Origin of the sequence: Lactobacillus gallinarum (genome assembly GCF_002160635.1) — a bacterium.
GTDB classification, from domain to species: Bacteria; Bacillota; Bacilli; order Lactobacillales; family Lactobacillaceae; genus Lactobacillus; species Lactobacillus gallinarum.
The window spans coordinates 75,303-96,815 of the sequence record NZ_NFKZ01000004.1; the positions used below are offsets into that span (position 1 = coordinate 75,303).

Here is a 21,513-nt window from a genome sequence, read left to right on the forward strand (position 1 = left end):
GAAGTTGCGAGCGCAACTTCTTTTTTTAGTCTTGAATTTCTATATTATTTATAACTACATCTTCTAGAGGCTTATCCATTTTATTTTTCTTTACCTTGGCAATTTCATCGACTACATCCATGCCATCAATTACTTGACCAAAAACGGTATGACGACCATCTAACCATGGGGTTCCTCCTTGCTTATAAGCATGAATAATTTCTTTAGGATAACCAGCTGGCTCCATTTGCTTGATGTAACGCTTAGGCATGTTCTTATTCTGGACGATAAAGAATTGACTGCCATTGGTATTAGGACCTGAATTTGCCATTGATAATGCACCACGAAGATTGAATAAATCACGTGAGAATTCATCTTCAAAAGGATGGCCCCAAATACTAGTGCCTCCAGTACCATTTCCTTCAGGGTCACCACCTTGAATCATGAAATCACTAATTACACGATGAAAAATAGTACCATCGTAGTATCCCTTTTTTGCCAATCGAACAAAATTTTCAACGGTCATTGGAGCTTGTTCTGGGAATAATTGAATCTTAATATCACCGTGATTAGTCTTAATAGTAGCACGAGGACCTGTAATATTTTCTAAATCTAGTTGTGGGTATGACATATATTATTATCTCCTTTAAATTTAAGATAAAAAAATGACTAGGGATATGTTCCCTAGTCCATTTTTAGTAGAACCTAAAAATTAGCCTTCAAAAGCTTCTGTTAATGGTGGAACTACTTGTTTCTTACGTGATACAACACCAGGCAACTTAACTTCTGAATCATTAAGCTTCTTATCAAAAGCTTTTTCAAACAATTCTTTAGTTTCATTAGAACCAACTACTAAAGCTTCAGAATCTGAATCAAGAATGTTAGTGATTAAGAGCATAAACATGTCATAACCATTATCATTTGATGCTGATTCCATAGCCTTTAAAAAGGCATCCTTACGTTCCAAAGCTTCAGGTAGGTCAACTACATTGATTTGTGCTACACGTACGTTGTGGCCGTTTAAAGCAAAGCTCTTAGCATCTAAATCAATTAATTCTTCCTCTGATTTATTACTAATGTTAGTACCTGCTTTAAGCATTGCTAAACCATATTCTTTGTAGTCAACGTTGGCAATTTTTGCTAATGCTTCAACAGCTTCCTTATCTTCATCAGTAGTAGTTGGTGATTTAAGAAGTAAAGTATCTGAAATAATAGCTGAAAGCATTAATCCAGCAAGTTTTTCAGGAATTTCAATACCATTTTCGTTAAACATCTTCCAAACGATGGTTGAAGTACAACCCATTGGTTCAGCACGATAGTATAAAGGATCTGCAGTATTGAAGTTCATAATTCTGTGGTGATCAACAACATGAGTAACCTTAACTTTATCGATATCTGAGACACTTTGTTGAGGTTCATTGTGGTCAACTAACATTACAGCCTTAACTTCTGGAGCAGCTTCCTTGATAACACGAGGAGCTTCAAAACCAAACTTCTTAAGGGCATATGCAGTTTCATCATTAGGCTCACCTAAAGCTACAGCTTCAGTGTTATAGCCTAATTTATTTTGTAAGTATGAAAATGCAATGGCAGTACCAATAGCATCAGTATCTGGATTTTGGTGTCCGAAAACAAATTCTTTTTCCATTGAATAAATTGCCTCTTTTTCTAACTTTTTATTTGATCTACTAATAGTTTACTAAAATTCTGATGCTTGTCCAAGAACTTTTCCCATTCTTTTAAGAGATTTTGCATTCTAGGTATTTCAAGCTTGCCTTTACGATAAACATAGGAAATATGAAATCCATGATCTTCCTTCAAATAAATTGGGGTCAAATTAGTTGAGTCAATTTCATCACGATGGGCGTCATAATAGGATTGAGTAATAAAGGTATCGTAATCTGAATTCTCAGCCATTTTGATTAATTCTTTTGTAGATCCAATTTTAATAGGAATAATCGGCTTATTCTTTTTACCGAAGTATTCATGCATTAAAGGTGTCAAATAGAAATTGTCAGGATATGCGACCCATTTTCTATTTATAAAGCGTGAAACTGGACAAGTTTCTTCAGCTTCAACAGTTGTTTTATGAGTTAAAACTACTAATCGATCATCATAGAAGTGTTCGTAATTATACTGGTGACGTAAATTAGTATCTTCCTTCTTCGTATTGTCAGGTAAATACATAATCGCCATATCAACTTGGTTGGTATCCAACCTACGCCATAGCTCTTTACGATCAAAATAATTGATAGTAAAGGTTACATCAGGATATTTCTTATTAAATTCACCTAAGAATTTATAGAAAAGATCTGATTGAAGTGAATCCAAGATCCCTACAGAGATATGACCTTTATCTGCTTGAGTATATTCTTGAATATCACTTACAACTCCATTGATAGTATTAAGCAATTCAACTGCAGCAGTTTCCATTTCTTTCCCTGCTTCGGTTAAATATAGCTTCTTACCCATTTGACCAAATAAGGGCGCACCAATAGCATGCTCAAGCTTTTTAACTTGTTGAGTTAATGCTGGTTGGGTAATTCCCAAAATTTGAGCTGCTTGGGTGTAGTTCATTGTATCAATTAGTTGTAAAAAATAACGTAATAATTTAGCCGACAATATTGTATCAGTTTTAGGCATAACAATTATCTTCTTTCTCGAAATTTTATTTTATGATAAGTCATGTCCCATAACATAATTTATTATCTATCCAAAAAGAAATAGTGTCAAAACAAATGTCTCAGCACTATTTTCTTTTTATAAAATGTTATTAAATAATAAGCATGATATTAATTCTGACTACTAATTGGACGACCTAATTCAATATCTGTTGGTGTACCATCTACCGTTGTATCGATAACAAATGAACCGTTTGAATAACGATCACCTAATGGATATTCATTAGTCTTAATTTCAATGTGACGGTCACTAGAGGTAGTAACATGTAGGATATGATCTTGAGCATAAGGCATTAAAGCTACAATTCTATGTGGTTTAGTCTTTAGTTCGCGTAAAACTAATACCCCACGTTTGGCACGAGATACCTTATTAACTAAAGAAAGCTTAAATTGCTTAAATGCACCCCGTTGAGTAATTAAACCAACATGCATTAAATCGAGATACTGACTGTCAACTAAAACATAGCCGACTATATAATCGTCATCTTTAAGGTTAGCTGACTTAACCCCTACCGCTTTAGAACCTGACGTTGGAATTTCACTGATGTCATATCTAATTGCATATGCTCGATGAGTAAATAATGTAATTTCCTTTTTATCATTAGGATTAATTAGATCTACCCCAATCAATAAGCTATCTTTATTCTTTAATTTGATAGCTGTCATAGCACGTGATTTATAAGTTCTAGTTGGTTGCAAGTTAGTCAATTCAAGTTGTTTGATATAACCATCATTGGTAGCTAGAACAAAGTTTTTAGTTACGTTTAAATTATCGAATACAAAGACACGAATAATTTGTTCATCACTGTCTAATCCAGTTTCTTGAGAAAGGTGTTGCCCAGTTTCTTTCCATTTAGTTTCTACTAACTCATGAACTGGTCGGTAGATAACATTACCATGATTAGTAAATAGATAAAGATTAGATAAAGTGGATAACGTATTTTCATAAATTACTTTATCTCCATCTGGTAAGCCATTATCGGCATCATCAGTAGATTGGTATGATCTAAGTGAAGAACGCTTTAAGTAACCATCACGACTGATTAATACACGTACTTGTTCATCAGCAACTAATGCTTTTTCATCAATTTTAACTTTAGCACTTTCTTCAGAAATCTCAGTACGACGAGGACTAGCAAATTCCTTTTTTACAGCTGATAGTTCTTTAATAATTTCTTTTTCTAAGGTCTTTCGGTCTGACAAAAGTTTACGGTATTTTTCTGCAAGTTTATTGAGCTTAGTTTGTTCGGCAATCAATGCATTAACATCAGTATTAGTTAATCTATAAAGTTGTAAAGAAACAATTGCCTCGGCTTGATTGGCAGTAAATTTATATTTGGTAACCAAGTTCTTTTTAGCGTCAGCCTTGTTTTTTGAAGCACGGATGGTCTTAATAACTTGATCAAGAATATCCATCGCATGAATCAAACCTTGAATGATTTCTAGACGTGCTTCAGCTTTATTTAAATCAAATTTGGTTCGCTTAGTTACAACGTCTTCTTCGTGTTCTAAGTAGGATGATAAGATACGCTTTAAGCCTACTTGAACAGGAGTCATATGATCAATTGCAACCATATTGAAGTTATAAGAAACCTGTAAATCAGTATTCTTAAATAAATAGTTTAAAATGTTTTGAGCATCTGCATCTTTTTTTAGTTCGATAACGATAGACAGACCATGACGGTCAGTTTCATCACGTACTTCAGCAATACCATCAATTTCTTTATTTAATCGAATCTCGTCAATCTTTTTGACTAAAAGAGCCTTGTTAACATCAAATGGAATTTCTGTTGCTACAATTTCTTGACGGTGTCCACGAATTTCTTGAATACTGGTTTTAGCTCTAACTTGAATACGACCTCTACCAGTTTTATATGCTTCCTTGATGCCTTTAGTTCCCATAACAATAGCACCAGTAGGAAAATCGGGACCTTTCACAAAATTCATTAGATCTTCTAATGAAGCATCAGGATGTTTTAGCAAATAAATAGTAGCATCAATTACTTCACCAAGGTTATGTGGAGGAATCTCAGTAGCATACCCCGCAGAAATACCCGTTGACCCATTGACTAATAAATTAGGAAAACGGGCTGGCAAAACAGTTGGCTCATATTCAGTATCGTCGAAATTAAGAACCATTTTAACTGTTTGCTTATCAATATCTTGCAAAAGCATGTTTGATATTTTGTTTAAGCGAGATTCAGTATAACGCATAGCCGCAGGACCATCACCGTCCATTGACCCGTTATTTCCGTGCATTTCTACTAATGGTTCACGCATCTTCCAATCTTGAGATAAGTGAACTAAAGCACCGTAGATAGAACTGTCACCATGTGGGTGGAAATTACCCATAATGTTACCAACAGCCTTTGCGGCCTTTTTAAATGGCTTATCATAGGTATTTCCATCTTGATACATTGCATAAAGAATGCGTCGCTGAACAGGCTTTAATCCATCACGAATGTCGGGTAAAGCCCGTTCTTGAATAATATATTTGGAATATCGCCCAAAACGCTCGCCCATAACTTGTTCAAGCGGCATTTCACGAATTCGTTCTTTTGTGGTCATTAATTAAAAACCTTCTTTAATCATCTTCTGATTCTAAGATTGAGCTATCTTCGCCCATTCTAAATTTAACGTTTTCTTCAATCCATTTTCTTCTAGCAGCGACTTTATCACCCATTAAGGTAGTTACTCGTCGTTCAGCAAGAGCAGCATCATCAATTTTTACTCGAATTAGCATTCTGGATTCAGGATTCATGGTTGTTTGCCAAAGTTGTTCAGCATTCATTTCACCCAATCCTTTGAAACGCTGTAATGAATAGCCACGTTTCATAGTCTTTTCATCTTTAGCAAGCTCTTCATCTGTCCAGGCATACTGAATTTCTGCTTTCTTGCCACGTCCCTTTTGTAAACGATAAAGAGGTGGAAGAGCAATATATACCTTTCCCTTTTCAATCATTGGACGCATATAGCGGTAGAAAAAGGTTAAAAGCAAAATCTGAATATGAGCACCGTCGTCATCGGCGTCAGTCATGATAATAACTTTGTCATAATTTGAATCATCAACATCAAATTCAGCACCTACACCTGCACCAATGGTATAAATCATAGTGTTGATTTCTTCGTTTTTAAAGATATCTTGTAATTTAGCTTTTTGAGTATTTAAAACTTTACCACGTAAAGGCAAAATTGCTTGGAAGCGTCTGTCACGGCCTTGTTTTGCTGAACCACCGGCAGAGTCACCTTCGACTAAGAATAATTCATTCTTTTTAGGATTACGTGATTGAGCAGGGGTAAGCTTACCAGAAAGAACTTCTTTTTTGCGTCTTTTCTTGCCGTTTCTGCTTTCGTCTCTAGCCTTTTTAGCAGCTTCACGTGCATCCCTAGCTCGTTGTGCCTTCTTCACCAATTCTTGAGCTAATTCACCATTTTCCATCAAATAGTAAGACATCTTTTCGTAGACGAGTGAATCAACTGCTGAACGTGCTTGTGGGGTACCTAATTTACCTTTAGTTTGACCTTCAAATTCAAGTAATTCTTCTGGAATTTTCACTGATAAAACAGCGCTTAAACCTTCTCGATAATCTGAACCATCGATATTTTTATCTTTTTTACCAAGTAGTCCCTGCTTTTTAGCATAATCGTTGAAAGCACGTGTAAATCCGCTGCGAGCACCAGATTCATGAGTACCACCATCACCAGTACGAACATTATTAACAAAAGACACTAAATTTTCTGAATATCCATCACTATATTGACCGGAAAATTCAATTTCCATGCCATCTTGTTTTCCTTCAAAATAGAAAACATCACTAATAGTTCCCTTACCTTCATTTAGATAAGAAACAAAAGATTTAATTCCATCATCATATTGAAATACATCATGATGTTCAGGTTCTCGCTCATCAGTTAAAACAAACTTAACACCTTTAAGCAAAAAGGCAGACTCACGAATACGTTCCTGAATAGTCTCATACTTATACTTAGTTGTTGAAAAGATCATAGCATCTGGTTTAAAAGTAATTGTAGTACCAGTAGGATCTTTAGTTTTGCCTAAACACTTAAGAGTTCCAATAGGATGTCCACCCTTTTCAAACTCTTCTTCGTATGCCTTTCCATCTCGAACAACACGTACTTTCATATAACTTGAAAGTGCATTTACTACGGATGAACCTACACCATGAAGTCCACCTGATGTTTTATAGTTTTGTTCAGTAAATTTACCACCTGCATGGAGTACAGTCAGAATAACTTCAATAGTTGGCTTTCCTGACTTATGCATTCCTGTAGGCATCCCACGTCCAAAGTCTCTTACAGTTACACTATTATCTTTATGGATAGTTACATCAATTTCTTTACCAAAGCCGGCCATGGCTTCGTCAACAGAGTTATCGACTATTTCGTAAACTAGTTGATTAAGACCATGTATATCTGTTGAACCAATATACATACCTGGTCGTTTACGAACAGCTTCTAGTCCATGTAATATTTGAATTGAAGAATCATCATAAGTATTAGCTTTTGCCACTAAAAAATCCCCCATTTACTCAATAATTCACCAACACCGTATATTTAAGGAATAATCTTTGCTAAAATAGCGATAGATTAATAGGAGTTGTTGAATATGTTTGCATTAAAATTTGCATCGTTGTTTATTTTAGCATACTTGATCGGATCTTTTCCGACGGGTGTATTAGTGGGAAAAATCTTCTTTCACAAAGATATAAGAAAATATGGCTCTGGTAATATAGGTACTACTAATACTTTTAGAGTATTAGGTCCATTAGCTGGAATTATTGTTTTCTTGGTAGATTTTTTCAAGGGAACCATAGCTACATTATTACCAGTTCTATTTCATCTAGGACCTCATTATCTTAGCCTGATTTTTGGCCTAGCTGCAATTTTAGGGCATGCCTTCCCAATCTTTTTAAAATTCAAAGGTGGGAAAGCCGTTGCTACATCAGCCGGTTTCTTATTAGGCTATAATGTCCACTTCTTTTTAATTTGTGCAGTCATCTTTTTCCCAATCTTGTTTATTACAAGTATGGTTTCATTAACTAGCCTAATTTCAGTAATTTTAATTTTTATAGCTTCATTGTTCTTCCACGATCTTGCCTTAAGCATTATCAGTGGACTGCTCGTAGTCTTAATCTACTGGAGCCATCGAAGCAATATAATTCGTCTAAAGCATCACCAAGAAAATATGGTGCCATTCGGATTATATTATTGGTATTATAAAAAACATCACTAAATTAAACTAAATATAAAACCAGCAAGTATATAACTTGTTGGTTTTATATTTAGTTTTTTATTATACCTATGCAAACAATAGTTCGCAAGTGCAAAATCATTTTAGAATCTTTAATAAATTTTCTTTACTCATTGTAGCTTGTGCGACATCATGATTATCTAAAATTATCTTGGCTAAGTCTGCTTTTTTATGTTGTAACAAAATAATTTTTTCTTCAATACTGTCACGAGTAACCATTTTATAAATTTTAACTGTGTGTTTTTGTCCCATACGGTGAGCACGATCACTTGCCTGATTTTCCGCAGCTAAATTCCACCACGGATCATAGTGAATAACTACATCAGCACTAGTTAAATTAATGCCAGTTCCCCCTGCTTTAAGAGAGATTAAAAAGATGCCAGGTTTATCTAATGTGTTAAACTGACGAATTTTTTCCTGACGTTCTTTCTTAGCAGTTACTCCTGTAATTACAAAAATAGGAATCTTTAGTTTAGCTAACTTGTTTTGAATTATCTCTAGCATTGAAGTGAACTGTGAAAATAAGAGAATTTTATGTCCATTTTCTATATTTGCTTTGATTAGCTTAATAGTCATAATCAATTTGCCAGAGTTACCATGATAATTCTCATACAATAAATGCGGATCACAACAAATTTCACGTAATTTAGTAATTTGCGCAAAGATTTTAAAATGAGCACGCTTGAATTCTGCATCCCCCTGACGAGCTAATTCGGCTATTAACTTTTGCGTTTGTAGTTTATAAAGTTCAGCTTGCTTAGTACCCATAGTAACGTAAACGATCTCTTCGTCTTTTGCAGGTAAATCGTTTAAAACATCCTTTTTTAGCCTGCGCAGAATAAATGGCGTTACCATTTCAACTAATTGATTTTCGGCATTTTCGTCTTCTTCTTTAATTATTGGTATCTCAAACTTCTTCTTAAAGTTTAGATATGATCCTAAAAAATTAGGCATTAAATAATCAAAGATGCTCCATAATTCACTTAATTTGTTTTCGATTGGTGTACCTGTTAAGGCAAGCTTATGATGAGCCTTAATAACTTTAGCTGATTGAGCTGTAATTGATTGGTGGTTTTTGATATTTTGTGCTTCGTCAAGAATTTGGATATCGAAAATAAGTCCCTGATAAGATTCCAAGTCACGATTTAAAGATTGATATGAGGTAATCAATAAATCGTAATTATTAGCGTTAGAGAGAATTAATGCTCGCTCTTTTTTAGTTCCGCCTAGTACAGCAGTTTTTAATTCAGGCGCAAATTTTTGTGCTTCATTCTGCCAGTTATAGATAACCGATGCTGGTGCTACTACTAAACTAGTGCTATTTTTCTTTTTCCTAGCTAATAATAAAGCAATTACCTGTAGAGTTTTACCTAAGCCCATTTCATCGGCTAGAATTCCGCCAAAATTATAATTAACTAATGTACTAAGCCAATTAAATCCTTCTTTTTGATAAGGACGTAAGACACTTTTTAGCTTAGTAGGCAGCTTACTTGGTTTTAATTGGTTTTTGCTTAAATCATTAATTAATTGATTAAAAGCTTCATTACTGGAGAAATGTAAAGAATTAGCTTTTTGCATTTCTTTGGCAAAGTAAAAGGCACGATAAGCAGGTAATTGTAATTTTCCATGGATAAAATCTGTAAAGCTGATATCTAAATCATGCAGTGTTTGAGCTAATTGCTCAATAGTTGGTTGCTGGGTATGCTGAAGTAGACCATTAGATAAAACAAAATAGCGCCGCTTTTCTTGATATGCCTTAAGTGCAGCTTGAATATCTTCCCAACTCATTTTTTGACTGGAGATATCTACATCAATTAGTTCATTGGTCAAGTTAACGCTCACACCTAATTCCATCTTGGTATTGGTACTTTTTAGGAGAGATCTAAACGTTGGCGTAATTTGCACCTCGCCAATTTCTTTAAATTTGGCAATTCCATGATCAAGAAATTCGCCTAAGCGATCTAAATCATCATTAGACAACAGATATTCATTATTCTTGAAATCAGAAAAATATTGTTTAACTAGTTGTTCAATTTCATTTTCTCTTTTAGCTTCACGGCGCTCAGTTTGAGAAAAATTGCGATTTAGTAAGTATGTATTTTTGCCATATTGAACAAGGGCTTGGCACAGGGCATTATTATCTTGATAGTCGAATTTAAATGTAAAATTTGCTTCAGGTGGCAAAATAGCTCGTAATTTATTAGCGCCAGATATCTCTAGATAATCAGATTGCTCTAATTTAGGCAAAACTTTTCGTGTAAATTCAGTAACGTTTTTCTTGCTAAAACGTAATTCTTCACCGGGATGCAAGCCTAACTGAGCTAAATACTTAGGAGTGAGGCTCTCATATTTAATCCATACGCCTTTGTAATAACCATAAAAATTGTTATTTCCCGTTATTAGTGTTGAGGTCGGAAAATCTTCTACTAGAATATGAGCACTGCCATTTTCTTCTTCAATTTGGATATTAGCCGTCAGTTTATCGGTAGTATAACCTACAAGACGAGTCCCAGAATATAACTTTGATCCTTGGTACAATAAATCATTTACTTCATCAGCAATTGAATCGCTGACATCGATGCGATCAAGAGTCTCGGTAGAATATCCCCATTTATTTAAGTTGCGAGCATCGACAATCTTCTTAATAAAATCTAGCCACCGCTTGCTACTAGTATCCATTTTTTCGGAATCAATTACTTCGTTGAAAAATTTGCCCAATTTTATCGGTTGTTGATCATGAACCATATCGATTAAATGATTCAGATCCTTAAGCTGATAAAGATGATTTCCTTTACCCAATTTAAATTGAATACTAAGCATAGAGCCATAATTGTTGGTTTGAGCCCTTAAAACTATTGGATCATTATCTTCCTTAGGCTTAGTGGAATATAGTGAAAGAAGCTGTAATGCAGCATCATTAGTTATATCAAAAGGATCATCTTTAAGGTATTCAGGAATAAATTTAAGCCAAGTCAAAGCATTGATTACCTCTTGATTTACAGAAAGCTTATGAAAAGCATTAAAATCAATTGCAATGATTTGCCAACGTGTAAATTGGACATCCAATGTTACCCAGCTGCCATCGTACTGCTCTAAATGCCAAATATATTCATAAGAACGCATTTTATTATCTAAATGATCACAACTAATTTCTGTTAAATTCAGCTTTAGTTGCATAGCAGTTTGATAGTCTTGCTTATTACAGAGTTTATCTCCAATAATGTCTAGTGGATTAACTGCGGGCTGGGCTTTAATAATACTTTCTTTTATGTCTTCAGAAAGTAAATCACTAAAATGAGTCCCTTGAGTTGTAGAATATTTTTTATTTGTTTTTTGTTCATTTTCTGTTGCTAGAAGTGCTGCTACTTCATGTTTACAACGATGGCCCTTCTTAGCCCATGGACAATTGCACTTTAATTCAGAAGCACGACCGTCTAAACGAAGTCGACCTGAAACGTTATAATACTGGCCTACTCCACCTTGAATCGTTGCAGCAAAATGTTCGTTATCTTGTGCAAGATAAAAAGACTTGATCATTAGATTGTCATAGTATATTTCGCCGCGACTTAAAATTCGAGCTGGAAATAGTGTACGCCAATTAGCCATTAAATCATTCCTTTTTGTAATAATTAGTTTAATGATTGGTAATAATTATAGTTTAAAGTAATATTTTAGGTATAAGCAAATATAATGTAATTACTAGTGTTTTATAAAGTAAAGAGAATAAATATGATGTTAGTAAAAAAGATTATTAAATCTACTGTATTCTGTGGCATAGGTATATTGGTAGGTAAAACCGTTAGTGAACAAAAGCATAAAAATACCGTTAAAAAGATATTGAGTGCTGATTATATGGATGACCATACTAAGATAAAATTGTTGCAAGATCTAAATGACATTAAAGTTAATAAAAGATTACCATCAACACAGATCGCTACAGACAAACTAAAGAAAAACATAAAAATGATTACAACACAATCAGCATCCCTAGTTAAAAAACTTAATAAAAATAGTCATTGAAAGCTTTAACTAAGCGGTTTGGTTATAATTATCTGTATATCTTTAATGTGCAAAAAGTAATTCGAATTTTAACGATTTATCGTGAGTGGTTATTATCGCAATCAAGTTTAGATTTTGATGAATTGTATCATAATTTTTGAGATCAATATGAAATGAATATTACGGCAGTCTATTTATTGTTATTGCCTAGAAACCACGCTAAAGATCAGAAATTGCTCGTATTAACGCAACAATAAAAATGATTAACGATTTAGGTACTTCATATATCTTCAATAATGTACAACTAATCCAGTAGGTTTTGCCGTAAAAAACACTATTTACCCCGTTTTGCGTAAAAGTTTAGAGGAATTGTATCATTATAGTCAAGAAAGAGAAAATATAGAATATTGTAACAATATAAAAGAATATTTAAATCTGTACCCCGAACTGTATCCTGATGCGGATGTCTTAGTCGAATTTTTTGGTGATGATTCAAATGAACAAAATATAAATTTAGATAATTAAAAAATAGTATCAACTTTTTGTTTAATTTGGTACAATTCTTGTTAGAGAGTGAATCACCCTTTTTCTGGACTTTTATATTGTGGGGAGAATGCTAATAGATAGTATTAGTTAAAAAGTTGAGTGAGATATTTGAAAAAGAACAAGTAGATATTAGATGACAAAAAGACAGTAAGCATGTTTCTAGCTTACTGTCTTTTTTTGTTTTGAATTTATTTTAAATTATTCATCAATTCCAGGAGCTTGATTAATCTCAGCTGTCATCATCCAAATTCTCTTTTCGAGGTCATTGTGGCAAGTAGTTAAGATATCACTTGAACTGTAGTCTCCTTCTTCATCTGCGGCTTTAATTCCCTTTTCGTAAAGGTGTTCCAAGTGATGATAGCCATCAACAATAGTCGCAAAACGTTCTGTAGTAGGTGTGCCCCATTTGCCAGGGTGAGCTTCAATTGTAGAATGATCTACCATTTCTGCCAAGCTTGAGTATGGAGAACCATCAATAGTGATTAATCTTTCAGCGATTAAGTCACGTTGGTCGTCTAATTCTTCCATTACTTCATCTAAGTATGGGTGTAAGTTCAAAAATTCTAGTCCACGCATGTACCAGTGTTGTTGACGTACTACCATTTGTAATTGACTAAGGTCAGCAATTGCTTGATTTAAAATTTCTTTAGTCTTTTGATATTTCATAAAAATCCTCCTTAGGATTTAAAACATACAACGTTGCTTATATTGCTATGATAGCGGATACAGATAAATTAGTAAACTGATATGTTTTATAAATTTAATTCAAAAGCAATTCTTTCGGGATCGATCGGATCATCTACTTTTATCGTTCCTCTGATAGTAAAGCCGTTACTTTTAGCTAAATGCTGCATAACTGCATTTTTCTTAAAAGTATCAATCCTAAAGTTAGATATATTGTTTGTCACTTGTAATGAAATTAAATTAGAGAAAAAGTAATTTGCTAGATGCATCCCGCGATATTGGCTGCTAATAGCCATTCGGTGGATGGTTGCGTATTCATCTTGATCATTATGCCATTGACCATCTATTACTTGATAATTGGGTTCAATTCCAGCAATCACAGCTGCATAACCTGCTATCTGGTGATCAACAACTAAAACCCACCCAACATTATTTTCTATGTCTTGAGTGATAGTTTGCTTATTAGGATATCCGCTTTGCCACTGCGTGCTACCAGCTTTCTTTAAAAATGCCTTAGCGTCATCGATGATTGGCATAATACTATCAATATCATTTATATTAGCTTTTCTGGAGTAAATAAGTGTCATATCTTTTCTTCCCCCTTTTTGCATATATTTTTAACAAACTATACAAAAATAAAATATGAAAGGCAAATTCACTACATAATCTCAAATCTGTCCATTATCTGAATCTGACATTTTGCCGTGAATGTGCTTAACTGCCTAACCCCTTTACCATATGATGTTTACATCAAGTTCTATACAGCATGTATAAGAGTAAACAATCTAATAAAAAATGAGGTAAACATTATATGAATAAAATTGATGAATTAGTAAACCATGTGAAAAAGGCAGATGCAATTATTGTTGGAGCCGGAAGTGGAATGTCTAATGCGGCAGGAATGGATTTTTGGTATTCTGCTAGTCCTCTATTCATAAAGCATATGAAATACTTTTATGATAAATATCATTTTGAAGGTATCTTCAATGGCTTTTATACTCAATTTAATTCCAAAGAAGAGCATCGGGCTTTTATGCTTGAATCTTTAAAAATGATTCTCAAAATTCCGCCGCAGAAACTAACTTATGAATATCTCAAACAATTAATTGGCGATAAACCAGTGCATTTTGTGACTACTAATCAAGATACGCTTTTTAAAAAGTTCTTTCCGAGGGTGAATTGTTGATACCTAGTAAAATTGCTGAAAAATCAATTGGATATTCCTCTTCGATTAGTGTAGTTTTAGGAATTATCAACTGGCAAAAGTTAGGGCGCCAAAACACAAGGCCCTACTACTCCTAAAGCTGAACCTCAATTAACGCTTGAGCAAAAAGCAAAGCAGGATGAAGTTATGCAGCTGTTTTATCCTAATTACATGGTAGATAATGGCATTAGACCAGGTAGTCAAATTGATAAAGACCATCCTTCCCTTTTGCATACAGTTCAATATGGTCAATCCTGGATGTATTCTATTGGGGATGCTGCAGTAATTCATTGCTTTACTCAAAATGGACAATATTATAAAGTTAGATTAGGACCTGATAAAAGCAAAAATGAAATTCGTGGTTTTTATGCTGATCCAGGAACTTTTATTGCAATTGAAACTGCTGAAAATAATGGTGTAGGATTTTCATAAATATCTACCGAACTACCAGATGGTAGTGATGGCGCAATATATGTGCCAAGAAAAGATAAATTGCTGCAGCTATTCCCTGATCAAGGTGATATTATTGAACGATTTAGTATTAAAGAATAAGATTGTGAGTTAATAAGCTATGGTAGAAATCAAAAGAAGAAAAACAGATCGTAGAACACTTTATACAATTAGAGTAATTAAAGATACTTTTATTAAATTAGTTAAAGAAAAATCATATTCTAAAGTTACTATTACTCAAATTTGTCGTGAAGCTGATATTACTCGTTCTACTTTCTATTTACATTTCACATCAATAACTGATGTGTTAAATGCCGTTCTCAATGATGTCCTATTTTTAGTTCAGGAATCAGCTACAGGATTAGATACAGAGGACCACTATTCTTTTGATTATCTTAATAAAGATGAATCCTTAGTACCTGCTTGTCAACGGATCGGAGATTCAGATAAATATCAAAGTCTATTAATGGATCCTGATTTAAGTGAATACATTATTGGTCGGATAGTTGCTCATGAGCGAGGTAAAGTCTTGCCTTTAATTATTAAGAAAACCGGGTTAAGTAAAGAAGATGCCGAAACATTATTTACGTATATTATTCATGGCTCTTTCGCTGTTAATCGTGCCAATCATTTCCAAAAGAATGAAAAATGGGCCCATGATGTGCAAATGTTAAATCGTTTTACTAAGGCTGGATATGAGAAATTAGCTAAGAATGATTAAGTCAAATATATTTATTAAGACTTAAATAAAATAGACCAGTATCCTAATGTTAAGCAAAAAAAGAGACCGTAAAATAGTTTGTGTAAGGATGAATGATTCTTTAAATTAATTTCTTAAACTATTAGAAAAAGGAGTTCCTTTCTCGTATGATTGGTTTGAACAAAAAAACACATACAGAAAGAAGAACTCCTTCATGAATGATTTTACCAAAAATATGGCACAAGCTCTATTCAATCAAGACATAATTCTTGTTGATGTAATTCTTTTACTAATTGATCACGATCAGTTTCATGATTATTGAGCTTAGCGCCCGTAATTTGCTTAGTAAATGAATCAATTCGGCGATTACTATCACGTAAATCATAGTAAGTAGTCACGACTTGATCGTAGTCCTTTAAATCTTTAACATCAAAATCTTTTGGATATGAATCTTCAAAACATATGAATTTAAGTGGCAAACGTGGCTTTAATTGTGGCTCTTGATCGGGCACGCCAACTTGCATCCCTAAAACAGGAAAAGTTAACTTAGGTAGATCAAGAGTTTTTAGCATTTGCAAAGGATGATCATTGATTGTACCAAGAGGCACATAACCTAAATCCATGCTTTCAACGGCATTAGCCACATTTTGAAAAGCAAGCAATGTATCTTCCATTGCTTGGAAGAAAATATCGGTTGTATGTACTCTACCGTCATCTTTGTTTAGTTGCTTTCTAATTTGCTGATTGCGGTAAAGATCGACAATAAAAATAAATAGGTCTCCTTCAGCACCAACATATTTTTGACCGCAAAGTTCCTGGATCTTTTGTTTTTTGGCTTCATCGGTGATGTGCAGTAGGGATGCGTTTTGCATGAACATGCTAGTAGCTGTGCGGCTGAAGACAGTGTATAAAGTTTCTAGTTGTTCATGATTTAAGGTGATATCCTTAAATTTTCGAATAGACTTGTGATTGAGTTGAGTATCAATGGTGGAGTTATGAATCATAATTAAGCTTCTTTCTAACTAATTGTAAGTCTACTATATTGTAACAGAAGACAAAGAAAAACGAGCAACGACTTTCATTATTATTAATGATTATCGTTACTCGTTTTTTCGCAGTTATGGAATTATATAATATGTTGGTTAATTAAAGATTTTCTTTAAAGAATTCATCAAATTTATCAAATGGGATTTTATCCATTTGGTCATATAAGTCAACGTGAGTTGCATTAGGCACAATGACCAGTTCTTTTGTATCCTTTAATCGGTTATAAGCTTCTTCAGCCATGTAACGTGAGTGGGCTTTTTCACCAGTTACGATTAACTTAGGTTACTTGATAGTTTCAATTCTTTGCTGTAGTGGGAAGTTGTAGTAGCCCCATGGAGTAAGAGCATCCCAAGCACCATTTGAGTTAACTGAACGTGGGTGAAATGCTAGGTTTGTTATTTTCATCAAATGCTAATTCGTGAGGTCCACCAACTGGGCCTTCGTCTACTTCTTGCCAGCGCATTTTAGCTAGGTAGTCTTTTTCAAGTTCGCGTTGTTCTTCAGTCTTAGTATTGTTTAAACCCTTCCACATTGAATCGGACATGTCATACATGACACTGGTAGCAACAACCTTAATGCGAACATCAATTGCAGCCGCAGTTAATACATGAGAGCCTAGACCGCAAATGCCGATGGCACCAATTCTTTCACGATCGACAAACTTTTGCTTGCCCAAAAAGTCAACAGCAGCTGTCTTCAACAAAGATATCGGGCGAAGCCATGTTACGTACACGACCTGAACTTTCACCGGTAGTTGATTGGTCAAAAGCAACAGTAACAAAGCCTCGTTCTGCTAAAGTTTGGGCATAGAGACCACTAGCTTGTTTCTTTAACAGTTACTTGAGTAGCATTATTGTCTACAGCAGCTGAAACTGTTTCAGTTTTAATCCCTATGAAAAACGCACCAATAATTGCGGAAACCAACGCACCTGATGTTAATTTTCTAAAGCTGTAGTGTTGTTCAATTTCTTGGTTTAAATGTAAGTTCTTCTTTTTCAGTCTCATTGTTATCAATCCCTTAATACAAATAAAACATCATTTATTTTTTTGATGATGGTATTAAAAAAGAGAACCTCGTTTTCGAAGTTCTCTTTTAACTTATTTCAAAATAATGTCGGTTGGCTTAATATCCTTTCCAAAGTATGGTGCAAGTTCTGTTTGATAATCTTTTACAAAGAAGCCTTCCTGAGTTAACTTAGTTATTTCTTGATTGGTCCATTTTAATAATGAGAGATTGCCCTTCTTTACAGCTGGAGACACATACTGGCGTGACCCAATACTTTTAATGCCGACTACATACTTCGGATTTTTCTTAACCCAAGCATAAAGATATGAATTATCATCAGCTAAGGCTGCACCACGGCCATTTTTTAGCGCGTTGAACTGCTGCGTCTTAGAGTCAAATTTTAATAAGTTAACACCAGATTGTTTAGCAAAATAGTTTTCGGCTGTCGTACCCTTAGTGACAATCAATTTTTTACCCTTTAATTCTTGGGCACTTTTGATTGGCGCGTTTTTAGGCGAAATTACACCCACTGACACCTTCATATAAGGCTTGGCAAAATCAACTACATCCTTACGTTCAGGCGTTACTGTAAAGTTAGCTAAAACTATATCCGCTTTGTTTGAATTCAAAGTATCTACACGATTATTGGCATTTACTTGAATAAAACGAATTTTAACGTTTAAATCTTTAGCTATTCTACGCGCTAAGTAAACATCATACCCTACTCTTTTGCCTTGGTCATTTACCCAACCGTATGGTGGTAAGTCTCCAAAAACTGCAACTCTGATATAGCCACGGCGTTTAATTTCTGAAATACCGTTTTCATTGCTCCAACGGCTGCCAGCAGTACCGCTATTTAAATTAGGTTGTGTGAAGCCAAAATAAGCAGCACTCACTACCACTATCAGAGCAACGATGCCCATAATAATATTAAAAATATTTTTCTTTTTCATTGGCTTTATCCTTAATAATCCATACTGTCTAGGAAATCTTTTGCTCTTTGCGTTTGAGGATGATTAAAGAATTCTTTTCCTGGTGTATCTTCTAAAATATGGCCATCTTCCAAAAAGAGTACTTCATCTGCAATTCGGGAAGCAAAATTCATTTGGTGAGTAACGATAATCATTGTCATGTGATCACGTTTAGAAAGGAGCTCAACGATTTCCTCAATTCCGCGTACCATTTCGGGATCGAGGGATGCGGTGATTTCATCCAAAAGCATGATTTCAGGTTTCATTGCCAATGCACGAACTATGGCTACTCGTTGTTTTTGACCACCTGATAATTCTCTAGGATAAGCATTTAGATATTGCTCTAATCCAACTTGCTTTAGTAATTTAATTGCTTCTTCTTTAACTTCATTTTCATCACGTTTTTGTACCTTTACTGGAGCAAGTAAGACGTTTTCTATCACGGTTAGATTTGGAAAGAGATCGTAACTTTGGAAAACCATACCGATTTTTTGTCGCAAGATTTGCCATTCTTTAGGACTAGGATCAATCTTCTTCTCGTGGAAATAGATTGATCCATTTTTATAATCTTCTAATCCATTCAAAGTTCTAAGTAAGGTACTTTTACCAGAACCAGATGGTCCAAGTAATGTTAATACTTCACCCTTTTTCAGTGAAAAATTAATGTTATGTAAAACTTGTCGTTCATCATAAAACTTATTTAAATGCTCAACTTTTAAAATTTCTTCAGTCATAATAGTCACCTATTTTCTTTCATTAGTTAATTTCTTAGCCCAAGCTGATAATGGGTAATCGAGAACGAAATATAAAATAAAGATCAAACCGTAAACCCAGAAAACACCAGTTGGATATTGTTGGTTATTTGCTTCGATAATTTGCTGGGCAACATTGATTACTTCCATAATGCTGATAACCAGTAAAAGTGAAGTTGTCTTAATTACTCTCGTTGCTAAATTAATCGTAGCGGGTAGTTCAAGTTTAATTGCCTGAGGAAGCAGAACATATCTAAACAGCTGAATTTTACTTAAACCTAGTGCTAAACCAGATTCTCGTTGACTCTTAGGAACTGATTCAATTGCTCCGCGAACAATATCGCTAAATTCGGCAGCTACCCATAGTGAAAATGCTAAAACTGCCATCCAGGTTGCTGGCCAATTAACATGAAAAGTTCGCGGCAAAATATAGTAAACCAGGTAAAGTAAAACGATCGTAGGTACTATTCGGAAGAATTCTAGATAAACTCGCAGAATAAAACGAATGAATTTATTAGATAAAGTTCGCAGAATACCGAAAATAATACCAATTGCTAAACCGATTATTAATGAAATAGCTGCGATCCAAATTGAGGTCCAAAGACCAGCCATTAAACGGGCAAAGTTACTTCCTTCAAATAAAACATTAATTCCCGAATGCACCATAACGAACTCTCCTTTCAAGCCAAGTTAATAAAAGAATTACTGGGATCAAGATAATTGCGTATGCAATAACCAGCATTAATAAATATTCATTAGAACGGTAATACATTCCAATTAAATCTAAGGCCGTGTTGGTTAATTCAGGAATCGCAATTACTGAGAAAATTGATGTTTCTTTAATTAAAAAGATAATATTAGCTGTTAAGGCAGGCATGCTTAAGGCAAAGCCTTGCGGAAAAACAACATAGCGAGCTAATTGAAAACGACTCATCCCCAATGCTTTTCCGCTATTAATTTGACTCGTAGAAATTCCATTAAAGCCACCGGTAAATCCCTCAGCCATGTATGCTCCACCTAAGAAAATTAAACCGATAATGCCGCAAACTTCTGCGGACATTTTTATTCCGATAACTGGAAAAGCGTAGTACAGGAAAAATAATTGAATTAAAAGTGGTGTGTTTCGTGCTAGTTCAACATATGCTGTCATGACTTGACTGAGTACTGGTACTTTAAAATATTGCGTTAGGCTAGCAATTATTCCAACAATAATTGAACCTATTATTCCAATTAGCGATAGCCAAATTGTGAGTCCAAATGCATGGACAAATACTGGCAACGCTTGTTGTATGATTGACCAATTCATAAGATCTTACCCTCCCAAAGACCAAACAAAAAAGGATCCACGAACCAATTCAGTTCGTAGATCCTTAAAATAGCTAAATTAAAAAAACAAGTTAACTATAAATATATCGAAGTACGTCATGCTGAATTAGCGTATGCAAAAAAGTATTGTCTTTTGGACAACATACACAGTTATGACATATAGCTTGTAAATTCAACATGTTGGTACTCCTTTCTTACTTTTAGTAACTTCCATTGACTATTAGTGTAAACTCATGCTTATTTATTGTCAATTGATTTTTTAAATAATAGTTGGATTTGTCTCAATTTTCTTTTTAAGACTCCTCGTTTTTCGAGTAAAATAAATTTACGGGATAAAGTTTCTGGTGTAGTTCCTAAATAAAGTGCTAAATCTTTCATTTTTAATGGTAGTATAAATGATTTATGTCCTACTTTTTTGGCATAAGTCTGCAAATAATTAAGTAGTCTATCCTCTACTTTAGGAAGACTTAATAATTGTATTTGTTTCTGCAAGGCACGTACTTTAATGATGTTTTGTTCTAGGAGCTTTATGCTTAATTCCGGTTGTTTTTTCATCAAAGCTAAAAATTCATTGCGATTCAGTAAACAAATTTCACTATCTTCTGTGGCTTCAACGTAGGTATTGGTATTAGCCTCACCAAATAACCAATTTTCACCAGCATAATCTCCAGTTTTCAAGACTTGAATAACATTCTCATGTCCCTCTTTGTTCAAGGTATAAAGACGAGCGCTACCATGAGCAAGAATTATTAAATTACTATTTGAAGTGGGATCCAAGACTAACTCATTTTTTCGATAATTTTGGTGATGAACTAGCTCTTCTATTTGCATTTGCTCATCTATAGGCAATGCATTAAATAGTGGGACTAACTGAACACATAACTCTGCCATTTAAA

20 protein-coding genes and 2 pseudogenes are annotated in these 21,513 nt (G+C 34.2%); 5 read left to right on the forward strand and 17 right to left on the reverse strand.

The window, feature by feature from the left end; all coding sequences use genetic code 11:
- Positions 1-25 precede the first annotated feature (25 nt).
- The 5 genes from B5E95_RS02970 to parE form a co-directional block, all read right to left on the reverse strand.
- Positions 26-610 carry a peptidylprolyl isomerase gene (locus B5E95_RS02970; RefSeq protein ID WP_087235537.1) on the reverse strand — a complete coding sequence of 195 codons (585 nt, stop codon included), beginning with the start codon at positions 608-610 and terminating at the stop codon, positions 26-28.
- An 81-nt stretch (positions 611-691) separates the two neighbouring features.
- Complete coding sequence (locus B5E95_RS02975) at positions 692-1,627, reverse strand: manganese-dependent inorganic pyrophosphatase (RefSeq protein ID WP_087235538.1); 936 nt, start codon at positions 1,625-1,627, stop codon at positions 692-694.
- A gap of 20 nt (positions 1,628-1,647) precedes the next feature.
- Positions 1,648-2,622 carry a LysR family transcriptional regulator gene (locus B5E95_RS02980; protein ID WP_087235539.1) on the reverse strand — a complete coding sequence of 325 codons (975 nt, stop codon included), beginning with the start codon at positions 2,620-2,622 and terminating at the stop codon, positions 1,648-1,650.
- A 149-nt stretch (positions 2,623-2,771) separates the two neighbouring features.
- Positions 2,772-5,228 carry a DNA topoisomerase IV subunit A gene (gene parC / locus B5E95_RS02985; protein WP_087235540.1) on the reverse strand — a complete coding sequence of 819 codons (2,457 nt, stop codon included), beginning with the start codon at positions 5,226-5,228 and terminating at the stop codon, positions 2,772-2,774.
- A gap of 16 nt (positions 5,229-5,244) precedes the next feature.
- Entirely contained in the window at positions 5,245-7,191 is a 1,947-nt protein-coding gene (gene parE / locus B5E95_RS02990; protein WP_087235541.1) for a DNA topoisomerase IV subunit B, read from the reverse strand.
- Positions 7,192-7,287: 96 nt separating this feature from the next.
- Between parE and plsY the strand changes: the two genes are divergently transcribed.
- Positions 7,288-7,914 carry a glycerol-3-phosphate 1-O-acyltransferase PlsY gene (gene plsY, locus B5E95_RS02995; protein WP_087235542.1) on the forward strand — a complete coding sequence of 209 codons (627 nt, stop codon included), beginning with the start codon at positions 7,288-7,290 and terminating at the stop codon, positions 7,912-7,914.
- A 96-nt stretch (positions 7,915-8,010) separates the two neighbouring features.
- Here the strand turns inward: plsY and B5E95_RS03000 are convergent, their stop codons facing one another.
- The gene (locus tag B5E95_RS03000; protein ID WP_087235543.1) at positions 8,011-11,538 is read right to left on the reverse strand and encodes a DEAD/DEAH box helicase; all 3,528 of its coding nucleotides are present in this window, start codon (positions 11,536-11,538) and stop codon (positions 8,011-8,013) included.
- 123 nt (positions 11,539-11,661) lie between these two features.
- On the opposite strand from B5E95_RS03000, the gene B5E95_RS03005 reads away from it, so the two are divergent.
- Positions 11,662-11,952: a hypothetical protein gene (locus B5E95_RS03005; RefSeq protein WP_233185835.1), complete on the forward strand. Its 291-nt coding sequence runs from the start codon at positions 11,662-11,664 to the stop codon at positions 11,950-11,952.
- A 723-nt stretch (positions 11,953-12,675) separates the two neighbouring features.
- Here the strand turns inward: B5E95_RS03005 and B5E95_RS03010 are convergent.
- Complete coding sequence (locus B5E95_RS03010) at positions 12,676-13,143, reverse strand: Dps family protein (RefSeq protein WP_087235544.1); 468 nt, start codon at positions 13,141-13,143, stop codon at positions 12,676-12,678.
- Between the two features lie 86 nt (positions 13,144-13,229).
- The gene (locus B5E95_RS03015) at positions 13,230-13,748 is read right to left on the reverse strand and encodes a GNAT family N-acetyltransferase (protein WP_087235545.1); all 519 of its coding nucleotides are present in this window, start codon (positions 13,746-13,748) and stop codon (positions 13,230-13,232) included.
- 224 nt (positions 13,749-13,972) lie between these two features.
- On the opposite strand from B5E95_RS03015, the gene B5E95_RS03020 reads away from it, so the two are divergent.
- The 3 genes from B5E95_RS03020 (at position 13,973) to B5E95_RS03030 (ending at position 15,536) form a co-directional block, all read left to right on the forward strand.
- Entirely contained in the window at positions 13,973-14,347 is a 375-nt protein-coding gene (locus B5E95_RS03020) for an SIR2 family NAD-dependent protein deacylase (RefSeq protein WP_239464567.1), read from the forward strand.
- Positions 14,348-14,512: 165 nt separating this feature from the next.
- On the forward strand, positions 14,513-14,797 hold the full coding sequence (locus B5E95_RS10840; RefSeq protein ID WP_233185801.1) for a cupin domain-containing protein: 285 nt from the start codon (positions 14,513-14,515) through the stop codon (positions 14,795-14,797).
- Between the two features lie 139 nt (positions 14,798-14,936).
- Positions 14,937-15,536 carry a TetR/AcrR family transcriptional regulator gene (locus B5E95_RS03030; RefSeq protein WP_087235546.1) on the forward strand — a complete coding sequence of 200 codons (600 nt, stop codon included), beginning with the start codon at positions 14,937-14,939 and terminating at the stop codon, positions 15,534-15,536.
- Positions 15,537-15,766: 230 nt separating this feature from the next.
- On the opposite strand, the gene B5E95_RS03035 is transcribed toward B5E95_RS03030, so the two are convergent.
- The 9 genes and pseudogenes from B5E95_RS03035 to B5E95_RS03070 all read right to left on the reverse strand — a co-directional run bounded on the left by B5E95_RS03035 (position 15,767) and on the right by B5E95_RS03070 (position 21,508).
- Positions 15,767-16,519: an NADPH-dependent oxidoreductase gene (locus tag B5E95_RS03035; RefSeq protein ID WP_087176346.1), complete on the reverse strand. Its 753-nt coding sequence runs from the start codon at positions 16,517-16,519 to the stop codon at positions 15,767-15,769.
- 142 nt (positions 16,520-16,661) lie between these two features.
- A pseudogene (locus tag B5E95_RS10845) lies at positions 16,662-16,832 on the reverse strand (alpha/beta hydrolase); the annotation flags it as partial.
- 267 nt (positions 16,833-17,099) lie between these two features.
- Positions 17,100-17,398, reverse strand: a pseudogene (locus tag B5E95_RS11115) (alpha/beta hydrolase); the annotation flags it as partial.
- Positions 17,379-17,567 carry a YSIRK-type signal peptide-containing protein gene (locus B5E95_RS03045; RefSeq protein WP_087235548.1) on the reverse strand — a complete coding sequence of 63 codons (189 nt, stop codon included), beginning with the start codon at positions 17,565-17,567 and terminating at the stop codon, positions 17,379-17,381. The pseudogene B5E95_RS11115 and the gene B5E95_RS03045, both read right to left, overlap by 20 nt.
- A 93-nt stretch (positions 17,568-17,660) precedes the next feature.
- Positions 17,661-18,521, reverse strand: coding sequence for a transporter substrate-binding domain-containing protein (locus tag B5E95_RS03050; RefSeq protein ID WP_087176340.1), 861 nt, complete (start codon positions 18,519-18,521; stop codon positions 17,661-17,663).
- 11 nt (positions 18,522-18,532) lie between these two features.
- Positions 18,533-19,273 (reverse strand): amino acid ABC transporter ATP-binding protein, encoded by a 741-nt coding sequence (locus B5E95_RS03055; RefSeq protein WP_056945624.1) that lies wholly within the window; start codon positions 19,271-19,273, stop codon positions 18,533-18,535.
- 9 nt (positions 19,274-19,282) lie between these two features.
- Positions 19,283-19,957: an amino acid ABC transporter permease gene (locus tag B5E95_RS03060; RefSeq protein WP_087176339.1), complete on the reverse strand. Its 675-nt coding sequence runs from the start codon at positions 19,955-19,957 to the stop codon at positions 19,283-19,285.
- Positions 19,938-20,597: an amino acid ABC transporter permease gene (locus B5E95_RS03065; protein ID WP_087176338.1), complete on the reverse strand. Its 660-nt coding sequence runs from the start codon at positions 20,595-20,597 to the stop codon at positions 19,938-19,940. The genes B5E95_RS03060 and B5E95_RS03065 overlap by 20 nt, the downstream gene beginning before the upstream one ends.
- 257 nt (positions 20,598-20,854) lie before the next feature.
- Positions 20,855-21,508: a Crp/Fnr family transcriptional regulator gene (locus B5E95_RS03070; RefSeq protein ID WP_087176337.1), complete on the reverse strand. Its 654-nt coding sequence runs from the start codon at positions 21,506-21,508 to the stop codon at positions 20,855-20,857.
- Positions 21,509-21,513: the final 5 nt, after the last annotated feature.

Bases quoted from the DNA above. Each gene is read 5' to 3' on its own strand.
- B5E95_RS02970 (WP_087235537.1), bottom strand. From the start codon at position 610: ATGTCATACCCACAACTAGATTTAGAAAATATTACAGGTCCTCGTGCT.
- B5E95_RS02975 (WP_087235538.1), bottom strand. From the start codon at position 1,627: ATGGAAAAAGAATTTGTTTTCGGACACCAAAATCCAGATACTGATGCT.
- B5E95_RS02980 (WP_087235539.1), bottom strand. From the start codon at position 2,622: ATGCCTAAAACTGATACAATATTGTCGGCTAAATTATTACGTTATTTT.
- parC (WP_087235540.1), bottom strand. From the start codon at position 5,228: ATGACCACAAAAGAACGAATTCGTGAAATGCCGCTTGAACAAGTTATG.
- plsY (WP_087235542.1), top strand. From the start codon at position 7,288: ATGTTTGCATTAAAATTTGCATCGTTGTTTATTTTAGCATACTTGATC.
- B5E95_RS03000 (WP_087235543.1), bottom strand. From the start codon at position 11,538: ATGGCTAATTGGCGTACACTATTTCCAGCTCGAATTTTAAGTCGCGGC.
- B5E95_RS03005 (WP_233185835.1), top strand. From the start codon at position 11,662: ATGATGTTAGTAAAAAAGATTATTAAATCTACTGTATTCTGTGGCATA.
- B5E95_RS03010 (WP_087235544.1), bottom strand. From the start codon at position 13,143: ATGAAATATCAAAAGACTAAAGAAATTTTAAATCAAGCAATTGCTGAC.
- B5E95_RS03015 (WP_087235545.1), bottom strand. From the start codon at position 13,748: ATGACACTTATTTACTCCAGAAAAGCTAATATAAATGATATTGATAGT.
- B5E95_RS03020 (WP_239464567.1), top strand. From the start codon at position 13,973: ATGAATAAAATTGATGAATTAGTAAACCATGTGAAAAAGGCAGATGCA.
- B5E95_RS10840 (WP_233185801.1), top strand. From the start codon at position 14,513: ATGCAGCTGTTTTATCCTAATTACATGGTAGATAATGGCATTAGACCA.
- B5E95_RS03030 (WP_087235546.1), top strand. From the start codon at position 14,937: ATGGTAGAAATCAAAAGAAGAAAAACAGATCGTAGAACACTTTATACA.
- B5E95_RS03035 (WP_087176346.1), bottom strand. From the start codon at position 16,519: ATGATTCATAACTCCACCATTGATACTCAACTCAATCACAAGTCTATT.
- B5E95_RS03045 (WP_087235548.1), bottom strand. From the start codon at position 17,567: ATGAGACTGAAAAAGAAGAACTTACATTTAAACCAAGAAATTGAACAA.
- B5E95_RS03050 (WP_087176340.1), bottom strand. From the start codon at position 18,521: ATGAAAAAGAAAAATATTTTTAATATTATTATGGGCATCGTTGCTCTG.
- B5E95_RS03055 (WP_056945624.1), bottom strand. From the start codon at position 19,273: ATGACTGAAGAAATTTTAAAAGTTGAGCATTTAAATAAGTTTTATGAT.
- B5E95_RS03060 (WP_087176339.1), bottom strand. From the start codon at position 19,957: ATGGTGCATTCGGGAATTAATGTTTTATTTGAAGGAAGTAACTTTGCC.
- B5E95_RS03065 (WP_087176338.1), bottom strand. From the start codon at position 20,597: ATGAATTGGTCAATCATACAACAAGCGTTGCCAGTATTTGTCCATGCA.
- B5E95_RS03070 (WP_087176337.1), bottom strand. From the start codon at position 21,508: ATGGCAGAGTTATGTGTTCAGTTAGTCCCACTATTTAATGCATTGCCT.